Source organism: Pseudomonas plecoglossicida NBRC 103162 = DSM 15088 (genome assembly GCF_000730665.1).
Classification (GTDB): domain Bacteria; phylum Pseudomonadota; class Gammaproteobacteria; order Pseudomonadales; family Pseudomonadaceae; genus Aquipseudomonas; species Aquipseudomonas plecoglossicida.
Window position 1 is genome coordinate 23,303 of record NZ_BBIV01000051.1, and the last position, 19,194, is coordinate 42,496.

The window sequence follows — 19,194 nt, forward strand, 5'->3', positions numbered from 1 at the left end:
AGCGTTACTCCTTTCCTATGGCTTTGGGGAGACGCTGCTTGAAGCTTTGCAGACGTATCAAACGATCACACTCCAGCATGATGGGATGCCCAGCGCCGAAATGCTGCTTCAGCTTTTCGCGCAGCGCAGTTCCTTCGGTCGAGTCCTGCAGATTCTGCTGGACCAGAGCCTGGAATTGGTTGATCCAGTGTGCCTCGGGTACGTCGGGAACTGGATTGACGTCCATGATGCGCGCTAGCAAGTCCGTGCTGGCAATACCACGGGTCTGCCATTGCGGGCGTTCTGTCAATGTGACCATCCGACCCGATTCAGGGTCGCGTACGCTGCGGATCATTCGCACCGACTCGCTGTCAACGGTACTTAGCACCTGAGGGCTGTGGGTGGTGACGATGAACTGTATCTTGGGAAAGGCCTTAGTCAGTGAAGGTATTACTGCTTGTTGCCATTCTGGGTGAAGGTGCATATCCACTTCATCTATCAGCACGATTCCGGGGGTTTCCCTGGCAGCAAAGCCACCCAGCTGACCATTGAGTTTGGTGGCGCGGAATGCAATGTCTGCGACCATCCCGATCATATTGCGGATGCCATCGCTCAACAATTCCACAGGGAGCTGGCCAAACTCGGGATGGTAGGAAACCAGTGCTTCCTTGGTCAGTGAGTACTCGATCCCCTGCCAGCCTGCAGGGGACATACAGATGTCAACGGCGGTGCTCACCGACTTGATGTAGTCGTCGAACTCTGAGGGCCGTGATGGTTCTTCAAGCTCCATCGCTTTGAAGCGGTATTCCTTGGCGCTCATGCTCCAGTAGCGGAACCAATCTACGAACGATTTGTAGCTGGAGGCCGGATCTAGACAGTCGGTGTAGCCAACTGTCCGCGAAGTCCGTTGCAGGGGCATTGATTCACGTTTCTTATTCTTCTGCTGCCATAAGCGACCCGTGCCGTAGTAGGCGATAAGGGGTAGTAACACCTCACTACCTGGTGTGCGAACGGCCTCCTGGAGCCGTTTGCCATAGTCACTCAGCTCCTTGGCATCCTTCACAGTGGTCTTGGTCTTCGTGCCACTTGAAAGGCTTCTGCGCCAGGCACTAGTCAGGCCTGTATCCAGCGAGTCCAATAGACTTCCTGGAATATTACCTTCTGCCTCCATCCTCACACCTTTGGCGGCGTACTCCATCTCATTGGAGGATGTCTTGCGCACTGCGAACTGGCGAATGTCCCGAGGCTCGAAATGGCTGCCAATCGCTTCGTCGAAAGCGCCAACAAAAGGGCCGTAAGCTACTGCGATGGCATCAAGTATAGAAGTTTTTCCCACACCGTTCGAAGCGACCAGAACAGTCACCTGGGGGTGGAAATCGATATCGAGAGATTCGAAGCAGCGATAATCGTGCAGTCGTAGCCGGGAGAGCTTCACAGGGGTCCTCCACTGGGTTCAGGAACTCCCAGCCTACAAGGTGCGGGGAAGTGCAAAAGGCCAACAGTTTAACTGCTGAAGGCACCCATTATCCATTTAGTGGGTATGAGGCTAGGGATTTAGTACAAAGCATCGTTTCAATGAGACGTCCAGCACCCAATTGCTTGCGCAGATAGCTGGCTCGCCTTGCTGGCCCACGAGTGCCTGGACTTGGCTGCTGGCACTGGCATGGCGAGCTTTATTCATTTCAGACCCTCCACCGATGCCAGCAACATTGACATACCGACTTCTACCCGACCGAGCTCGTTTGTCATAAGGCACGCTCTTCACTGGTGGTCTGGTTAGTCACTTGGCCACGTTTTGCCAGGCGCATCACCACCACGAAGAACACCGGCACGAACACCACCGCCAGCGTGGCGCTGAGCATGCCGCCGATCACTCCGGTGCCGATCGCCTGCTGGCTCGCCGAGCTTGCGCCGGTGGCGATGGCCAGCGGCACCACGCCGAGGATGAACGCCAGCGAGGTCATGACGATCGGCCGCAGACGCAGGCGTGCGGCCTGCACGGCGGCGTCGGCGGCGTCCACACCCTGGTCCACCAGGCTCTTGGCGAACTCGATGATGAGGATGGCGTTCTTGGCCGACAGGCCGATCAGGGTGATCAGGCCCACCTTGAAGTACACATCGTTGGGCATGCCGCGCAGGGTCACCGCCAGCACCGCACCGAGCACGCCGAGCGGGACCACCAGCAGCACGGCGGTGGGGATCGACCAGCTTTCGTACAGCGCCGCCAGGCACAGGAACACCACCAGCAGCGACAGGGCCAGCAGCATGGGTGCCTGGCTGCCGGAGAGGCGCTCCTGCAGCGACAGGCCGGTCCATTCCAGGCCCGCACCGGCCGGCAACTGCGCGACCAGGCGTTCGACTTCGGCCATGGCTTCGCCGGAGCTGTAGCCGGGCGCCGGCTCGCCGGAAATCGACACCGCCGGGTAGCCGTTGTAGCGGGTCAGCTGAACCGGGCCGCTGACCCATCTGGCCTGGACGAAGGCGCCCAGTGGCACCATCTTGCCGCTGTCGTTGCGCACATGGATCTTCAGCAGGTCTTCGACCTGGCTGCGCTGATCGCCTTCGGCCTGCACCACCACCCGCTGCATGCGGCCCTGGTTGGGGAAGTCGTTGACGTAGTTGGAGCCCACGGCGGTGTCCAGCACTGCACCGATGTCGGCGAACGAGATGCCCAGCGCGTTGGCCTGGCGGCGGTCGATTTCCAGCTGTACCTGCGGGCTTTCGGCCAGGGAGGCTTCGCGCACGTTGACCAGCACCTTGCTCTTGCCGGCGCCTTCGAGCAACTCGTCACGCGCTGCCATCAGCTCGGCATGGCCCATGCCGCCCCGGTCCTGCAGGCGGAATTCGAAGCCGGTGGACTCGCCCAGGCCGTCGATTGGCGGTGGCAGCACCGAGAACGCGACCGCATCGCGGATCTGCGAGAAGGCCGCGCTGGCCCGGTCGGCAATCGACTGGGCGCTGTCGTCGCCGCCGCGTTCGGACCAGTCCTTCAAGGTGGTGAAGGTCAGCGCCGCATTCTGCCCGCTGCCGGAGAAGCTGAAGCCGAGAATCACCGTGGTATTGCCCACGCCAGGCTCCTCGGCGTTGTGCGCCTCGATCTGCGCGGCCACCTGTTCGGTGCGCATGCGGCTGGCACCCGGTGGCAGTTGGATGTCGGTGATGGTGTAGCCCTGGTCCTCGGTCGGCAGGAAGGCGGTGGGCAACTGACTGAAGCCGTAGCCGAGCACGGCCAGCAGCACGCCGTACACCAGCAGGTAGCGCCCGCTGCGCTTCAGCGCCTGGACCACCCAGCGCTGGTAACCGTTGCTCATGGCTTCGAAACGGCGGTTGAACCAGCCAAAGAAGCCTTTGCGTTCGTGGTGCTCGCCTTTGCCCAGGGGCTTGAGCAGGGTCGCGCACAGGGCCGGGGTCAGGCTCAGGGCAAGGAACGCCGAGAACAGGATCGACACCGCCATCGACAGCGAGAACTGCTGGTAGATGACGCCGACCGAACCCTTCATGAAGGCCATTGGCAGGAACACCGCCACCAGCACCAGGGTGATGCCGACGATGGCACCGCTGATCTGGCCCATGGCCTTGCGCGTGGCCTCCCTGGGCGGCAGGCCTTCTTCGGCCATGATCCGCTCGACGTTCTCCACTACCACGATGGCGTCGTCGACCAGGATGCCGATGGCCAGGACCATGCCGAACAGGGTCAGCACGTTGATCGAGAAGCCCAGCGCCAGCATCAGCGCGAAGGTGCCCATCAGCGCCACCGGCACCACCAGGGTCGGGATCAGGGTGTAACGCAGGTTCTGCAGGAACAGGAACATCACCGCGAACACCAGCAACATGGCTTCGAACAGGGTGTTGATGACCTGCTGGATCGACACCTTGACGAACGGCGAGGTGTCATAGGGGATGTCGTACTTGACCCCTTCGGGGAAGTAGCGCGCCAGTTCCTTCATCTTCGCCCGCACCAGCGTGGCGGTTTCCATGGCGTTGGCCCCCGGTGCCAGCTGCACGCTGAACGCACTGGCCGGCTTGCCGTTGAGGCGCGTGCCGTACTGGTATTCCTGGGCGCCGATCTCGACCCGGGCGACATCGCCGATGGTCACCGTCGAACCATCCGGGTTGGCCCGCAGGACGATCGCGGCGAATTCCTCGGGTGTGCTCAGCTGGCCCTGGACCACCACATTGGCGGTGATTTCCTGGCTGCCGCGGGCCGGCAGGTCGCCGATGCTGCCAGGGGCGACCTGGGCGTTCTGCGCGGCGATGGCGACGGCCACATCGTTGGGCGTGAGGGTGAAGCCGACAAGCTTGCGCGGGTCGATCCAGATGCGCATGGCGCGCTCGGCGCCGTACAGCTGGGCCTTGCCGACGCCCTTGAGGCGACGGATTTCGTTCATCACATTGCGCGCGAGGATGTCCGACAGCGCGGTCTCGTCGAGGCTGCCATCCTCCGAGGTGAGGGTGCCGAGCAGCAGGAAGCCGGTGGACACCTTCTCGACCTGCAGGCCCTGCTGGGTCACGGCCCGGGGCAGGCGCGACTCGACCACCTTGAGACGGTTCTGCACGTCGACCTGGGCCAGGTCCGGGTGGGTGCCCGGCTCGAAGGTGGCGGTGATGGTGGCGCTGCCCAGGCTGCTCTGCGACTCGAAGTACAGCAGGTTGTCGGTACCGTTGAGCTCCTGTTCGATCAGGCTGACCACGCTTTCGTCCAGGGTCGCTGCCGAAGCGCCCGGGTACACGGCGTAGATTTCCACCTGCGGCGGGGCCACGTTGGGGTATTGCGCCACTGGCAGCTGGGGTAGGGCCAGCGCGCCGGCAAGCACGATGAACATTGCGACCACCCAGGCGAAAATCGGGCGGTCGATGAAGAACTGCGGCATGGGTCAGGCCCTCACTGGCCGTTGTGCTGGGCGATGGGCGGGTTGCCCGGGGTGGCTTCGACCTGGACCTGGTCGCCGGCCTTGACGTGCTGCAGGCCTTCGACCACCACGCGATCGCCCGCGACCAGGCCGTCGCTGACGATCCAGCGGTCGCCCTGGACGCTGCCCAGCTGCACCTGGCGTTCGCCGATGCGCGCCTGGGCGTCGACCACCAGCACTTTCGGCACCCCCGCGCTGTCGCGCAGGATAGCCCGCTGCGGCACGCTGATGCCCTTGGGCTGCAGCGCCTGCTGCAGGCGCACGCGCACGTAGCTGCCAGGCAGCAGGTCGAGGTCGGGGTTGGGGAACTCGCTGCGCAAGGTGATCTGGTTGGTGCTCGGGTCGACGCTGAGGTCGGAGAACAGCAGCTTGCCGGGCAGCGGGTAGGCGCTGCCGTCATCCTGGATCAGCGTGGCGCGTGCCTCGCTGTTGCCCACCTGCTGCAACTCGCCGGCGCGCAGGGCGCGGCGCAGGGCGTTGAGCTCGCGGGTCGACTGGGTGATGTCGGCGTGGATCGGGTCCAGTTGCTGGATGGTGGCCAGGGGCGTGGTCTCGTTCTGCCCCACCAGCGCACCTTCGGTCACCAGGGCCCTGCCGATGCGCCCGGAGATCGGCGCGGTAACCGTGGCATAGCCCAGGTTCAGGCGCGCCCGCTCCAGGGCGGCCTTGGCCTCGGCAACCACGGCATCGGCCTGGAGGAAGGCAGCGCGGGCGTTGTCGTACTCCTGGCGGCTGACCGCCTTGTCGTCGACCAGTTCACGGTAGCGTTGCTCCTGCAGGCGCGCCTGGTACAGGTTGGCCTGGGCCTTGGCCAAGGTGGCGCGGGCGCTGTCATGGTCGGCATTGAACGGGGCCGGGTCGATGAGGAACAGCACGTCGCCCTGCTTGACGTCGCTGCTCTCGCGGTAGACGCGCTTGAGCACGACGCCAGCGACGCGGGCACGCACTTCGGCGGTGCGCGGGGCAAGAATGCGCCCGCTCAGTTCGGTGCTGATGGCCAGCGGCTGCAGTTGCAGGGTTTCTACCCGAACCTGGGGCAGGGGAGCTTGTTCGGCCTGTTCGGCCTGTTCGGCGCTGTCGTTGCAACCGGCCAGGGGCAAGGCCAGCAGCGCCACGAGCGCCACGGGGCGCAGGCGAGGGGAGAGAATGGTAGGCATACGGATCTTCCGATGATGATGGCTGTATGCTACGGCAGTCGTTCCCTGGGTGCCTGTTAACAGCTGTAGGACGTGTGTGAAAAAGTGTGACGAATAATCCTTCCGGCTTGTAGGATTCTATATTCTGCTGGCTGATATCGGTGCTGGTCCTTTCGCGGGACAAGCCCGCTCCCACGGGGGCCGATGAGGTCCTCTCTACATTCTGTCAAGCGCCTATGCCAAACATTCTCCTGGTCGAAGACGACAGCGCCCTGTCCGAACTGATCGCCAGCTACCTGCAACGCAACGGTTTTCATGTGCAGGTGATCGCCCGCGGCGATCACGTGCTGGACAGCTTCCACCGCGACAAACCGGACTTGGTGATCCTCGACCTGATGCTCCCGGGCCTCGACGGCCTGCAGGTGTGCCGCCTGCTGCGCCAGGCCTCGCAAAGCGTGCCGATCCTGATGCTGACCGCCCGCGACGACAGCCACGACCAGGTACTGGGACTGGAAATGGGGGCCGACGACTACGTCACCAAACCGTGCGAGCCGCGGGTGCTACTGGCGCGTGTGCGTACCCTGTTGCGCCGCAGCAGCGTCAACGAGCCGTGCCTGGACAATGAACGCATCCAGGTGGGCGGCCTGCACATCGACCTGGCCGAGCGCCTGATCAGTTGGCGCGGCGAAGAGGTGGAGTTGTCCAGCGGTGAATACAACTTGTTGGTGGTGCTGGCGCGCAATGCCGGCGAAGTGCTCAGCCGTGACCGCATTCTCCAGCAACTGCGCGGTATCGAGTTCAATGGCACCGACCGTTCGGTCGACGTGGCCATTTCCAAGCTGCGCCGCAAGTTCGACGACAGCGCCGGCGAAGCCCGCAAGATCAAGACCGTGTGGGGCAAGGGCTACTTGTTCAGCCGCGTCGAGTGGGAGTGCTGAAGGGGTGCTGAAGATCCTGGTGCGTCTGTACCTGGTGATCATCGTCGGCTATGCCGGCGCGCTGCTGTTGATCCCCGACGCCATCGTCGGCCTGTTTCACGAGCGCTTCATGGCCTACAACCTGGACCAGGCCAAGGGCGTACAGTCGCTGATCGTTCGCCAGTTCCGCCAGGCGCCCCGCGAGCAATGGCCAGCGGTGGAAGAGGAGCTGGCGCAGGCGTTCGCGCCGCTGCAGGTCAGCCTGTTGCGCAGCGACCAGGCCGATTTGACTGCGCCTGAGCAAGCGCGTGTGGAACATGGCCTGTACGTGGTGCGTATTGGCGACTGGGGTTACTACCGGACGGTGCTGGCACCGCTGGACAAGGATTGGCTGGTGAGCCTGCATTCGCCGCCCGACCCGCTGGACATCAATGTTCTTTCCTGGGGCGTCACCGTGCTGATCGTCGCCGCCATGCTCGGCTGTCTGTTGCTATGGGTATGGCCGCACTGGCGGGACCTGGAGCGCCTCAAGGAAACCGCCCGGCGCCTGGGCCAGGGGCAGATGGCCGAGCGTACGCACATTTCGCCGCACTCGAACATCGGCGAGCTGGCAGGGGTGTTCGACACCATGGCCAGCGACCTGGAACGCCACGTCAACCAGCAGCGCGAGTTGCTCAACGCGGTGTCCCACGAACTGCGCACGCCGCTCACCCGCCTGGATTTCGGCCTGGTGCTGCTGTTCGACGAAGTGCCCCCGGCCAGCCGCAAGCGCCTGCTGGAGCTGGTGGGGCATGTGCGCGAGCTGGACGAGTTGGTGCTCGAGTTGCTGTCCTACAGCCGGCTGTACAACGCCGACCAGGCCCGTGAGCGGGTCGAGGTGTCGTTGCTGGAGCTGGTCGACAGTGTGCTCGGCGGCTTTGCCGAAGAGCTCGATGCCCGTGGCATTCGCTGGGAAGTGCGGGCCGAGGGTGAACTGCCACGCTTCGTGCTCGACCCGCGGTTGACGGCCCGGGCGGTGCAGAACCTGGTGCGCAATGCCATGCGCTATTGCGACCAGAGCCTGCTGTTGCGCCTGCGCCTGGAAGAGGACGGCGCCTGCCTGTTGACGGTCGAGGATGACGGGATCGGCATCCCGGTGCAGGAGCGTGAGCGGATCTTCCAGCCGTTCTACCGCCTGGACCGCAGCCGGGACCGCAATACCGGCGGGTTTGGCCTGGGATTGGCGATCAGCCGCCGGGCGATCGAGGGGCAGGGCGGGACGCTGACCGTGGCGCAGTCGGCGCTGGGTGGGGCGCAGTTCAGGATACGTTTGCCTGGGGGTGGGTAGGGTGGCTGTTCGGGCCCTATCGCCGGCGAGCCGGCTCCCACAGGTCTGGGTGCTGCACAAAACCTGTGGGAGCCGGCTTGTCGTGGCGACGAACCGCGGCGATAAGGCCAGGCCTGCTAGTCGCTTTCGGCCAGCTCGGCAGTCCACAGCACGAACCTGTCCTTGCCACTGTGCTTGGCCTCGTACAACGCCTGGTCGGCCTTGACCAGTGCCATGGTCAAGGTATCAGCGCTGTCCACCCGGGCCAGGCCGATGCTGATGGTCACCGGATGTTCGCCCACATCTTCCCGCACCCGCTTGCACAAGGCCGCCACTTGCCGCTCGGCGCCCTCCTGGTCGAGGCCCTTGAAGAAGATGGCGAACTCCTCGCCGCCGAGCCTGGCGAATTCGTAGTCGCCCATGGACGCCTTGATATGCACGGCCACGCGCTTGAGCACCTGGTCGCCGATGTCATGGCCGAAGCGGTCGTTGACCTTCTTGAAGTTGTCGATATCGATCATCGCCAGGTACTGCCCGCCCGGCGCGGCCTGCAACTGGCGCTCGGCCTTGGTCATGAACGAGCGGCGGTTGGGGATTTCGGTCAGCACGTCGACGTAGGCCTGCTCCAGCAGCAGCTTGGCCATGTAGAAATTGTGCAGCTTGGTCTGGCGCAGGCGCAGGTAGGTGTAGATCACCAGGCCGCTGAGGAACACGGCGTAGCTGACCAGCATGATGGCTTCCAGGTCGCTCAGTTCGATGTCGGTGCCGTAGAACGGGTTGAGAATGGCCCAGGTGAGCACCAGCACACAGAAGAACGACCAGCGCCGCACCGGCAGTACCGACACGCTGTACAGCACGGTCGAGATGACCAGTACCAGCCACAGCGGGCGCAGTTCGATCGGCAGGCCATCGGTGATCAGGCGCATGCCCACGGTGATGATGGCGACGAACAACAGGTTCAGGACATCGAAGTGATGGCTTTTGCGGGTGAAACCAAGCACCACGGTGAGGCTGCACATTGGCGCTATGAACGCGACCGACAGCCAGGTGAAGCCCTGCTTGCCGATGTAGCTGACGATGAGGTCGAACACCACCCATATGATGATGCTGACGCAGAAGATGAGCTGGCAGACGCGCCGCGCGTTCTCGAATTCGTATTGGCGAAATTCCGAGCGCAGCGCGGCGGGGGCGACTTGTTGGCGGACGTGTTCTTCGAGGGTCCTGAGCATTGGGGTTCCTTGTGAGGACTGCTTTTGCCCGCTGCGGCCCTATCGCCGGCAAGCCGGCTCCCACAAGGTCAGCACAGGCTTCGATGTGGGAGCCGGCTTGCCGGCGACAGGGCCGGTACAGGCACTCAATTCAATGGCAGGATACCCCGGGCCCAAGGCCGGTAGCGCAACGCAAACACTGCCTCGGCATGGCACCCGCCGCCGAGCTTCGGCTCGGCAGGCTCTGCGCGAAACGCCTGCCCCGGTGCGCTCACCTGGCGAAACGCCTCGCGCACCACACCCACCCTGCACGGCAAGGCCTGTTCGTAGCCCTGGCGTACCATGGGCGGCAACCGCCCGGTCCCGACGCCGTCCTGCCACCACACAGTCAAGCCCAAGCCTGCAAGTTCATCCAGCCACGCGGCATTCGGTCGCGGTGCCAGCTTGCCCGCGCTGAAGGCGCTGATATGCAAGGGTTTGTCCAACTGCCGGTTGAACGCCTGCAACTGGGTGAACAACGCCTGGCGCCGGAGCGCATCACGAAAATGCAGGTCGTCCAGCTCCAGCGGCAGGTACCAGCCCGCCACTGGCAACTGCCAGTCCTGGCGCAGCCGCTGGTACTGGCCGAGCGAGCGGCCCAGTTGCGCTTTCCAGTAGCCGGTCAGCCCATCGCCGTCGAGTTCGTCGATGCGCTGGTAGTAGGCCGGGTCCATGTACAGCCCCAGCACCAGCTCCAGCCCCTGGGCCCGGGCCTGGCGCAAGCTGTTTGCCAGCCAGCCCTGGGGGCCGCCGAAATCGCTGTCGCCATAGGCGCTCCATTGCACGATCAGGGTCTTGCCGCCCTGGGCTGCCGTCGCCCGCCACAGCTGCTGCCACTGGGCGGGGGTCACTCCGGCATCGCGGTTCAGTGGCTGATAGAACAGGCGCTGGTCGGCCATGGCCGGCAGGCACAGGGCAAGCATGCAGATTGCCAGCAAGGTACGCATCAGAAGTTCATCTCCGCGCCAACCAGCACGCCATTGGCGCGCACGTAGAGGTTGCCCCCCAGCGACTGCTGGTATTCGGCGCGCACTTTCAGCGAACCGCGGTAGGCGTTGTAGCGATCATCGTCGAACCACCATTGCCAGCGCACGCCGACCCCGGCGCGGGCATCCTGGCGCCAGTCGTTGCTCGGGTCCTGACTGGAGAATTCGAGGAAGCCATAGGGCATGACGGTCTGTGGCGAGGAGCCGGGCAGTTTCCAGGCGTGGCCCTGCTGGTAGCGCGACAGCCAGGCGTGGTCGCCGGCACGGGTCCACCAGGCAGCGTCCAGATAGAGGAAGCGTTCGTTCCAGTCGTCCTCGTCGACCCGCCAGTCGTTGCGCCAGTCGCCCTGGTCGAGGAACGAGGAGGTGGCGCGCAGCAGCAGGTCGTTGCTCGATTGCGCGTTGTGCCGCAGGTCGCCCCAGTTGCCGCCGACCTTGGCCGGGCTGAGCAGCTCGCCCAGGCTCAGGCCGCTGTAGTGCTCATCATCGATCTGCCGCTGGTGATACAGCTCGGCATACAGGTTGAGGTTGGCCTGGCCCAGTGGCTTGTAGCGCAGGCCGACCCCGGTGCCCATGCTCTGGGCGTAGTCGGTGCGGCTCTGGCCACCGAACAGCACCCGGCCGTAGACCGACAGGGTGCTGCCGTTGCGGCTGGGCTCTTCGCCCAGGGCGTGGTCCCACATGGCCAACTGCACGTTCTGCGACTGGGCCTTGCGTGACGTACCGCTGCGTTGGCCGTTGTCGAGGAACTTGTCGTTGGTCGAGGTGCCCGCAGGCGACCAGGTGCTGGCCAGGGTGACGGTATCGCGCCGTGACAGGCTCTCGTGGGCTCGGCGCTGGCGGTATTTTCGCGCTTCGAGGCTGCCGTACTCGTCGTCGCCGTCGACCAGGTGCTCTTCCACGTCGATGATCCGGCGCAGTTCCCGTCGCGCCGAGGCGCTGTCCTCGGCTTCGTCGTAGCGCAGCGCCAGGGTCTCGCCCAGGCGATAGTCTTCGGGGAAGTCGCGGGTGGCCTGCTCCAGGTAGGGGATCGACTGGCGGCGCTGGGCTTTGTCGGCCGAGCCGGCCAGGCGCATGCCGTAGTCGGCGCGGTAGCGCGGCTGGTCAGGGGCCAGGCGCACGGCTTCGGCGAGCCAGGCCGTGCTCTGCGCGCTGTCGCCAGCGGTTTGCGCGGTGCTGGCGGCGGCATAGTAGTGATCGGCGCGCGGGTTGTGGGCCAGGGCCTGGCGCTGAAATTCGAGGGCCGCGTGGGGGTCGCCCTGGCGCTGGGCGATGCTGGCACCCAGGGCCCAGTCATCGGCACTCTGGTGCCGGGCGCCATCCCAGTAGCGGCGGGCGGCCTGGGCATCGCCGTTGTTCAGGGCGCCGCTGGCCGCGGTCAGCCGGGCATTGTCGGTCCAGGCGCTGTCCGGCAGGCTGCGCCAGATCGGCGCCGCCGACTGCGAGTCGCCGGCGGCTTCCAGGGCATAGGCCAGCGGCAGGCGGTCGCCAGCGCCGCCGAGGCGCTCGGCGGCCTGGTAATAGACCACGGCCTCACCGGGCTGGTCGGGCATGGCGCAGCGGCCCAGGGCGCGCAGTTGGCCGGCTTCGGTCGGCGTGGCGGGAATGGCCTGGCGCACGGCATCGCATTGCCCGTTCTCGGCCAGGCGGCCCAGCAGCTGCGCGCGGGTAGCGGCATCGACCCTGGGCACCAGGCCGAGCATGCGCCGGCTGTCCAGCGGTCCGTCGATGCGCGCATAGAGATTGCCCAGGCGCTGCAGCAGCGACGGCGTCAGTCGGCCTTGGCGACGGTCGTAGGCCTGCTCCAGCAATGACCGGGCGTGCTCGGCCTGGCCTTGTTGCAGCAGCAGGAAGGTGGTTTGCTCCAGCGCGGCCAGGTCGCCGCTCTGGCGGTAGCGGCGCTCCCACTCGGCTGCCGTGCGCGGTTGCGGCGGTTGCACCGGGTCACCGTACAGGCGCTGCTTGAGCACGGCGTAGGCGCGTGCATCCGCCTGGTCTGCGCAACCCTTGAACTGTTCGCGGGCAAGGTCCGGGTCATGCCGGGACAGCCAGTCCACGGTTTCCAGGCAGGGGCGCTGCAGCTCATTGCTCAAGCGCATGACGAGGGGCGCGTCGCCCCCTTCCCGGGCCAGTTCCCACAATTGCTGGCGTTGTTCCGGTCGTTGCAACTGGTCGCTCGGCAGGGTTTGCAGCCAACGCTGCGCCTGCTGGTTGTGACCCACGGCAATCGCCCGGTTGGCCATGGCCAGGCGGGCCTGGTTGGCCGCCTCGGCGGAGGGCGCCGTCTGCAGCAGTTTGTTCAGCCCCTGCTCGTCGACCTGCTGGATATAGGCATTGGCCAGGCGCTGCCAGTCCTGTGCGGGCAGCTGGCCCTTGTCGGCCAGCGGTTGCAGCTGTTCGATGGTCTGGTTCCAGTCGCGCAGTTGCTCGGCGAAATTGGCTCGCGCCAGGCGCAATACCCGGCCGTCGTTGCGCGGGGGGATCTGGCTGAGCCAGTCCAGGGCTTTGCCGGCACCGCCGAACTTGGCAAGGCTCAGGCTATAGGCCTGCCACAGGCGAACGCGCTGGTTGGCATCGGCGCTGGCCATCCAGCTTTCCACCTGGCTGGCCGCCGGCGGGTCCTGTTCGATCCAGGTCAGGCGCAGTTCCTGCAAGGTATCGGCCTGCTCGGCGCTGCCGGCCATCTGCTCGGCGACGGCTTCAGCGTCCTTGTAGCGGCGTTGGTGGGCCAGGGCCTCGACCAGCAGGGCGCGGGCCTCGTCGTTGTTCGGTACCCGGCCGAGCACGTGGCGGGTCAGGCGCTCGACTTCGACCCAGTTGTCCTTCTTCGCTTCGCGGTAGCTGCGCTCCATGAACGGGAAGCTGGTGAAGCGCTGGAACTCGGTCATCGGCGCGGCCAGCGAGGGCAGCGCGGCGGAGCACAGCAACAGGCTGGTGAAGGTCAGGGTAAAACGCGGCTTCATGCCACCTCCCGGATCAGGTCATAGGCGGCCTGCTGCTCGCTGGCCTGTTCGGCGAGGGCTTGCTGCAGCACCTGCTCGGTGATGATGCCGCGGGCGATCAGGTGCTCGCCGAGGCTTTGCCGCTCGGGGTCGAAATCGATCAGTGCCTGGTTGAACAGCGTCACCGGCACCATGCCGCGCACTTGCAGCAGGGTGCCGAGCATGACCTGGTGGCAACTGACCTTCTCGATCAGTTCGGCGTTGTCCTGGTGCTGTTCGAGCACCTCGAGCATGTGCCGGGTCTGCTCTGTCTGCCAGGGGCTGGGGTAGTGGTAGCCCAGGCCCAGGGTGACCCGGCCCTGGGGGGCCAGGCGGCAGCTCACCGGGCGCTTGAGCTGGCGGCTGATTACCCCCAGCGACACCTGGCTGACCGGGGTCTCGCTGGCCAGCACCAGCGTGTCGCCATCCTCCGCCACCGGCAGCACCCCGTAATGGGTGGCCAGCCGGCGGGGCAGGGTGGCGATCAGCCGTGCATCGAGCTTGAACGGGTTGAGCGGTGCCCAGGGCAGGTCGAGTTGCTCGGCCAGGGCCTGCACCAGTTGTTCGCTGCTCAGCCAGCCGCGCAGCAACAGTTCGCGGCCCAGGCGGCGGCGCACCGGGCTGGTGATGGCCTGTTCCAGCTGCTGCTCGCTGATCAGGCCTTTGGCCACCAGCCGTTGCCCCAGCGGGGTGCGCGCCGGCGAGGCGAGGGCGGGGAACTCGTGGGTGGTCTTGTCCCACGCTACCCGACGCGAATCGCCCATCTCCATGACCTGGCGCAAGGCGCGCAGGTTGGCGAAGAAGTTGACGAAGTTGCTCCACATCATCCGCGGCGCCGACAGCAGGCCTTCGCCGATGCCGTAGAAGCGGGTAACGAACCAGCCGCGCTGGAACAGGCGGTTGATCAGCATCAGGCCGTTGAGCCAGAGCAGGGTGGTGAGCAGCCAGCTGTCGCTGAGAATGGACATGAAACGCCACGATTGCGGGGCGATCACCGTTACCAGCCACATGGCCAGCAGCACCAGCAGCAACAGGTTGACCAAAAAACTCAGCAGGTAGGCGAACAGCCCGCGGCGGTCGCGCCAGAGGAAGTAGTTGAGCGCGCCGGTACGGCTCCAGCCGAGGTTGCTGGTGCCCTGGAACACGATGCCGACGATCCACCGCGACTTCTGCCGGATGGCGTGCTGCCAGTCCCGCGGGAAGTGCTCGCGCACGCAGATCACCTGGGAAAACTCACGGCTCATGCCCAGGCGCCATTCCTGCTTGAGGGTCAGCGCCGGGTCGCTGATGGAGTAGCGGGCAAAGATGCACTTCATGCCTTTCTGCTTCAGGCGAAAGCCGATGTCGTAGTCTTCGGTAAGACTCTGCACGTCGAAGGCGATGCCGTCGCCATCTTCGAGCAGCGCGCTGATGGCGCGGCGGCTGAAGCAGGTGCCGACGCCTGCGCTGGGCACCTGGCCGGTAAGCGCTTCGCGCACGATCACGTCCTTGCCGTGGTTCTCGGCGAATTCGTCCACGTAGTGCCCGGCGGTGAAACCTTTCCATTCCGGTGCGTAGGGGTACACCGGGATCTGGATCATGTCCTTGTTGGGCAACAGGTAGTTGAACAGCCGCAACTCCATGGGCGAGATCACGTCTTCGGCGTCGTGCAGGATGAAACCGGCGAACTCGATGCGCGCATCGTCCTGGAAGCGCAGGATGGCGTCGATGATGTTGTTCAGGCAGTCGGCCTTGCTGGTCGGACCGGGGCGGGCACAGACCACCTTGTGCACGTTGGGGTAGTGCAGGCAGACGGCGTCGACGTCGGCCTGGGTCTGCGGGTCGTTGGGGTAGGTGCCAACGAAGATCTGGTAGTTCTCGTAGTCGATGGTCGAGGCTGCCAGGCGCGCCATTTCGCCGACCACGCCCACCTCGTTCCAGGCCGGGACCATGATCGCCAGGGGTTTTTCCGGCACTTCGTACAAGCGTTTCTCGTCGGCCTTCTCGTACTTGTCGTAGATGCGAAAGCGCCGGATCAGCTTGCGGCCCCAATAGCACAGGTCGATGAACAGGTCATCGAGGCCCAGCAGGAACATCAGGGTGGCGAGGATGATCGCCAGGATCTTGAGGCCGAACAGCACATAGGTCAGGAAGTCGATAAAAGCCAGGCTCATGCGTCATCCCGTTGCTTGGCGGTTTCCTCGAACCAGCGGCTCAGGCGTTCGACAATGATCTCGCTGGCGTGGCCGTCGCCGAACGGGGTGAAGACCCGCGCCATCTGCCGGTAGGCCGCGTCGTCGTCGAGCAAGTGGCTGGTCTCCTTGACGATGCGTTCGGTCAGGGTGCCGACCAGCTTGACCGTGCCACCCTCCAGCACCGAGGGCCGTTCGGTGACCTTGCGCAGAACCAGCACCGGCTTGCCCAGGGCCGGGGCTTCTTCCTGGATGCCGCCGGAGTCGGTCAGGATGATGTGCGCGCGGTTCATCAGCCAGACGAAATGCTGGTAGTCCTGGGGCGGCACCAGAAGGATATTGTCGCGTCCGGACAGCAGCCCGTACACCGCTTTCTGCACATGCGGGTTGAGGTGCACGGGGTAGACGAACTGCACGTCGGGATGGCGCAGGGCGAGTTCGGCCAGGGCCAGGCAGATGCGCTCGAAACCGGCGCCGAAGTTTTCCCGGCGATGGCCGGTGATCAGCACCATGCGCTGGTCGTCGCGCAGGGCGTGCAGGGGGGAGTCGGCTGCCGGGTGCCAGGCGCTGGCGGCCAGGTACTCGCGCATCCACAGCAAGGCGTCGATCACGGTGTTGCCGGTGACTTCGATGTTTTCCAGCGGCACCCCTTCGCGCAGCAGGTTGTCACGGGACTTGGTGGTGGGGGCGAAGTGCAGGTCGGCAATCACCCCGGTCAGGCGCCGGTTGGCTTCTTCCGGCCAGGGCTGCTGCAGGTTGCCGGTGCGCAGCCCGGCTTCGACATGGCCGATGGGGATGTGCCGGTGGAAGGCGGCCAGGCCTGCGATGAAGCTGGTGGTGGTGTCGCCGTGCACCAGCACGAGGTCTGGCTTGACCTGTTCATAGGCCTTGTCGATCTTGTCCAGCAGGTCGCGCGCCAGGCCGTTGAGGGTCTGGTTCTGGGTCATCACCTTGAGGTCCTGGTCGACGCTCAGGCCGAACGCCGTGAGCACCTGCCCGAGCATCTCGCGGTGCTGGCCGGTGGAGCAGATATGCAGGTCCAGGTCCGGCCATTCGCGCAGCACCCTGGCCAGCGGAGCCATCTTGATCGCCTCTGGGCGGGTGCCGAATACCATCATGACGGTGTTAGCCATCGACGTGTTCCTCGTTCGATTTGCCGGACGAAGCGATACGACTCATTGCCGTTTGCAATGGATAGATACAAGCAGTCAGGGGCGGGGTTGTCCAATGCGCACTGTTGATTGAACGGTCAGACAAATGTGTCTCCCAGACTTTTTCTTGTAGGATGCACCTTGTAATTTGTCATGGCTTTTCATCATGGAGCTGCACATGCAAGGCAAGGCACGCAAGATCGTCCAGGCCATTCTCTACGAGGTCATCGCCGTGGCCTGCGTGGCACCGGCGCTGGAGCTGGCGTTCGGGGCCGGCATGGCCCAGTCGGCCGTGCTGTCGATGCTGATGTCGGGCATCGCGATGAGCTGGAACATGGGCTTCAACTGGGTGTTCGAGCGCTGGGAAGCCCGTCAGCACAAACGTGAGCGCACCTTCATGCGCCGACTGCTGCATGCCCTGGGCTTCGAGGGCGGCCTGGTGGTGCTCCTGCTGCCGCTGGTGGCGTACTGGCTGGATGTCAGCCTGTGGGCGGCGCTCCTTACCAACCTGGCGCTGTTCGTGTTCTTCTTCGTCTATGCCTTCGTGTTCCAGTGGGGCTTCGACAAAGTGTTCGACGTGCCGCTCTCGGCCCAGCAAGCCAAGTGTTGACTTGCCCGCATCGGGCAGGATAAGTTCCCACCCCATGAACACTTTCCCGCACGTGAACGCCATTATTATTACCGCCATTATCAGCTTGGCGGGCTAGCGCGTACGTGCACCGAACCCGCCCTGGAGGCGGGTTTTTCTCTCTGACTCCTGGGCAACGTGAATACAGCCAAGGAGTTGCATCGATGACCAACCTCAACGTCAGTCCACGTACCCCGCCAACCCCGCAGCAGCTGCTGTCGGAGCAGGTACGGCGCATCCTTTCGGCGCCGGTGTACGACCTGGCCATCGAGACCCCGCTGCAACGGGCCCCGGCATTGTCCGCCAGCCTGGGCAACCAGGTATTGCTCAAGCGCGAAGACCTGCAACCGACCTTCTCGTTCAAGATCCGCGGTGCCTACACCCGGCTCTCGCGCCTGAGCACGGTCCAGCGCGAGCGCGGGGTGATCACCGCCTCGGCGGGCAACCACGCCCAGGGCGTGGCCATGGCGGCCGCCCGGCTGGGCATCAAGGCAACCATCGTGATGCCGACCACCACCCCGTCGCTCAAGGTCGAGGGCGTGCGTTCGCGAGGCGGTGAGGTGGTGCTGCACGGCGAGAGCTTCCCCCATGCCCTGGCCCATGCGCTGACCTTGGCCGACAAAGAAGGCGCGACCTTCGTACCGCCCTACGACGACCCGGACGTGATCGCCGGGCAGGGCACCGTTGGCATGGAGATCCTGCGTCAGCAACCGGGGGCGCTGGATGCGATCTTCGTGCCTGTGGGCGGCGGTGGGCTGGTGGCCGGTATCGCTGCGTACGTGAAGTACCTGCGACCGCAGGTCAAGGTAATCGGCGTCGAACCGGAAGATTCCAATTGCCTGCAGGCCGCGCTGGCCGCAGGCGAGCGGGTGATCCTGCCGCAGGTCGGTACCTTCGCCGACGGCGTGGCGGTGGCCCAGGTCGGTGCCCATTGTTTCGAACTGTGCCGGCACTTCGTCGATGAAGTGGTCACGGTCAGCAGTGACGAACTGTGCGCGGCGATCAAGGACATCTACGACGACACCCGTTCCATCACCGAGCCTTCAGGCGCCCTGGCCGTGGCCGGGATCAAGAAGTACGTGGCCCGTGAGGGCGTGCAGGGGCAGACCCTGGTGGCCATCGATTCCGGGGCCAACGTCAACTTCGACCGCTTGCGCCATGTGGCCGAGCGCGCCGAGCTGGGCGAGCAGCGCGAAGCGATCATCGCCGTAACCATCCCCGAACAGCCGGGCAGTTTCCGTGCATTCTGCCAGGCACTGGGGCGGCGGCAGATCACCGAGTTCAACTACCGCTATTACCCAGGTAAGGAGGCGCGTCTGTTCGTCGGCGTGCAGACTCACCCGCTGCATGATCCGCGCGATCGATTGCTGGCCAGCCTCGGCGAGCAGGGCTACAGCGTGCTCGACCTGACCGACAACGAGCTGGCCAAGCTGCATGTGCGCCATACCGTGGGCGGGCATGCGGCGCCGGGGGCTGAAGAACGGGTGCTGCGCTTCGAGTTCCCCGAGCGGCCGGGGGCGTTGCTGGGTTTTCTGGAGCGGTTGGGCAAGCGCTGGAACATCAGTTTGTTCCATTACCGTAATCATGGTGCGGCGCAGGCGCAGGTGTTCGCGGCGCTGGAAGTGCCGATGGATGAACAGGCGGGGATGGCGCAGGCGCTGGAGGAGATGGGGTATCGGTATTGGGATGAGACCGAGAATCCGGCGTATCGGTTGTTTCTTGGGTGAGGGGTGCGACGCAGTGTGCTTGCCGTGGCATGTATGCTGAATTGAAGATCGAGCG

12 protein-coding genes are annotated in these 19,194 nt (G+C 65.0%); 4 read left to right on the forward strand and 8 right to left on the reverse strand.

The window, feature by feature from the left end; genetic code table 11:
• Positions 1 to 4: 4 nt before the first annotated feature.
• The 3 genes from PPL01S_RS21685 to PPL01S_RS21695 form a co-directional block, all read right to left on the reverse strand.
• On the reverse strand, positions 5 to 1,414 hold the full coding sequence (locus PPL01S_RS21685) for an AAA family ATPase (protein ID WP_028625352.1): 1,410 nt from the start codon (positions 1,412 to 1,414) through the stop codon (positions 5 to 7).
• Positions 1,415 to 1,724: 310 nt separating this feature from the next.
• Complete coding sequence (locus tag PPL01S_RS21690) at positions 1,725 to 4,850, reverse strand: multidrug efflux RND transporter permease subunit (RefSeq protein WP_028625353.1); 3,126 nt, start codon at positions 4,848 to 4,850, stop codon at positions 1,725 to 1,727.
• An 11-nt stretch (positions 4,851 to 4,861) separates the two neighbouring features.
• Positions 4,862 to 6,046 (reverse strand): efflux RND transporter periplasmic adaptor subunit, encoded by a 1,185-nt coding sequence (locus tag PPL01S_RS21695; RefSeq protein WP_028625354.1) that lies wholly within the window; start codon positions 6,044 to 6,046, stop codon positions 4,862 to 4,864.
• Between the two features lie 215 nt (positions 6,047 to 6,261).
• On the opposite strand from PPL01S_RS21695, the gene PPL01S_RS21700 reads away from it, so the two are divergent.
• Positions 6,262 to 6,963: a response regulator gene (locus tag PPL01S_RS21700; protein WP_028625355.1), complete on the forward strand. Its 702-nt coding sequence runs from the start codon at positions 6,262 to 6,264 to the stop codon at positions 6,961 to 6,963.
• A 4-nt stretch (positions 6,964 to 6,967) separates the two neighbouring features.
• On the forward strand, positions 6,968 to 8,269 hold the full coding sequence (locus tag PPL01S_RS21705; protein WP_028625356.1) for an ATP-binding protein: 1,302 nt from the start codon (positions 6,968 to 6,970) through the stop codon (positions 8,267 to 8,269).
• Between the two features lie 116 nt (positions 8,270 to 8,385).
• Here the strand turns inward: PPL01S_RS21705 and PPL01S_RS21710 are convergent, their stop codons facing one another.
• From PPL01S_RS21710 to wecB, 5 genes are all read right to left on the reverse strand, one after another.
• Positions 8,386 to 9,477: a GGDEF domain-containing protein gene (locus PPL01S_RS21710; protein ID WP_028625357.1), complete on the reverse strand. Its 1,092-nt coding sequence runs from the start codon at positions 9,475 to 9,477 to the stop codon at positions 8,386 to 8,388.
• Positions 9,478 to 9,602: 125 nt separating this feature from the next.
• A complete protein-coding gene (locus PPL01S_RS21715) occupies positions 9,603 to 10,442 on the reverse strand; it encodes a DUF4434 family protein (RefSeq protein ID WP_016394756.1) in 840 nt (279 codons plus the stop codon).
• Positions 10,442 to 13,444 (reverse strand): phage receptor, encoded by a 3,003-nt coding sequence (locus PPL01S_RS21720; protein ID WP_028625358.1) that lies wholly within the window; start codon positions 13,442 to 13,444, stop codon positions 10,442 to 10,444. Before PPL01S_RS21720 ends, PPL01S_RS21715 begins: the two co-directional genes overlap by 1 nt.
• Positions 13,441 to 15,615 carry a cyclic di-3',5'-guanylate-activated glycosyltransferase NfrB gene (nfrB, locus tag PPL01S_RS21725; protein ID WP_016394754.1) on the reverse strand — a complete coding sequence of 725 codons (2,175 nt, stop codon included), beginning with the start codon at positions 15,613 to 15,615 and terminating at the stop codon, positions 13,441 to 13,443. Before nfrB ends, PPL01S_RS21720 begins: the two co-directional genes overlap by 4 nt.
• The gene (gene wecB / locus PPL01S_RS21730) at positions 15,612 to 16,766 is read right to left on the reverse strand and encodes a non-hydrolyzing UDP-N-acetylglucosamine 2-epimerase (protein WP_016394753.1); all 1,155 of its coding nucleotides are present in this window, start codon (positions 16,764 to 16,766) and stop codon (positions 15,612 to 15,614) included. Before wecB ends, nfrB begins: the two co-directional genes overlap by 4 nt.
• A 196-nt stretch (positions 16,767 to 16,962) precedes the next feature.
• On the opposite strand from wecB, the gene PPL01S_RS21735 reads away from it, so the two are divergent.
• Together PPL01S_RS21735 and ilvA are read left to right on the forward strand one after the other, a co-directional pair.
• Positions 16,963 to 17,394 (forward strand): PACE efflux transporter, encoded by a 432-nt coding sequence (locus tag PPL01S_RS21735; protein WP_016394752.1) that lies wholly within the window; start codon positions 16,963 to 16,965, stop codon positions 17,392 to 17,394.
• A 182-nt stretch (positions 17,395 to 17,576) separates the two neighbouring features.
• Positions 17,577 to 19,139 carry a threonine ammonia-lyase, biosynthetic gene (gene ilvA / locus PPL01S_RS21740; RefSeq protein WP_016394751.1) on the forward strand — a complete coding sequence of 521 codons (1,563 nt, stop codon included), beginning with the start codon at positions 17,577 to 17,579 and terminating at the stop codon, positions 19,137 to 19,139.
• Positions 19,140 to 19,194: the final 55 nt, after the last annotated feature.

Coding starts and splice junctions, on each gene's coding strand:
- PPL01S_RS21690 (WP_028625353.1), bottom strand. CDS start 4,850: ATGCCGCAGTTCTTCATCGACCGCCCGATTTTCGCCTGGGTGGTCGCA.
- PPL01S_RS21695 (WP_028625354.1), bottom strand. CDS start 6,046: ATGCCTACCATTCTCTCCCCTCGCCTGCGCCCCGTGGCGCTCGTGGCG.
- PPL01S_RS21700 (WP_028625355.1), top strand. CDS start 6,262: ATGCCAAACATTCTCCTGGTCGAAGACGACAGCGCCCTGTCCGAACTG.
- PPL01S_RS21710 (WP_028625357.1), bottom strand. CDS start 9,477: ATGCTCAGGACCCTCGAAGAACACGTCCGCCAACAAGTCGCCCCCGCC.
- PPL01S_RS21715 (WP_016394756.1), bottom strand. CDS start 10,442: ATGCGTACCTTGCTGGCAATCTGCATGCTTGCCCTGTGCCTGCCGGCC.
- PPL01S_RS21720 (WP_028625358.1), bottom strand. CDS start 13,444: ATGAAGCCGCGTTTTACCCTGACCTTCACCAGCCTGTTGCTGTGCTCC.
- nfrB (WP_016394754.1), bottom strand. CDS start 15,615: ATGAGCCTGGCTTTTATCGACTTCCTGACCTATGTGCTGTTCGGCCTC.
- wecB (WP_016394753.1), bottom strand. CDS start 16,766: ATGGCTAACACCGTCATGATGGTATTCGGCACCCGCCCAGAGGCGATC.
- PPL01S_RS21735 (WP_016394752.1), top strand. CDS start 16,963: ATGCAAGGCAAGGCACGCAAGATCGTCCAGGCCATTCTCTACGAGGTC.
- ilvA (WP_016394751.1), top strand. CDS start 17,577: ATGACCAACCTCAACGTCAGTCCACGTACCCCGCCAACCCCGCAGCAG.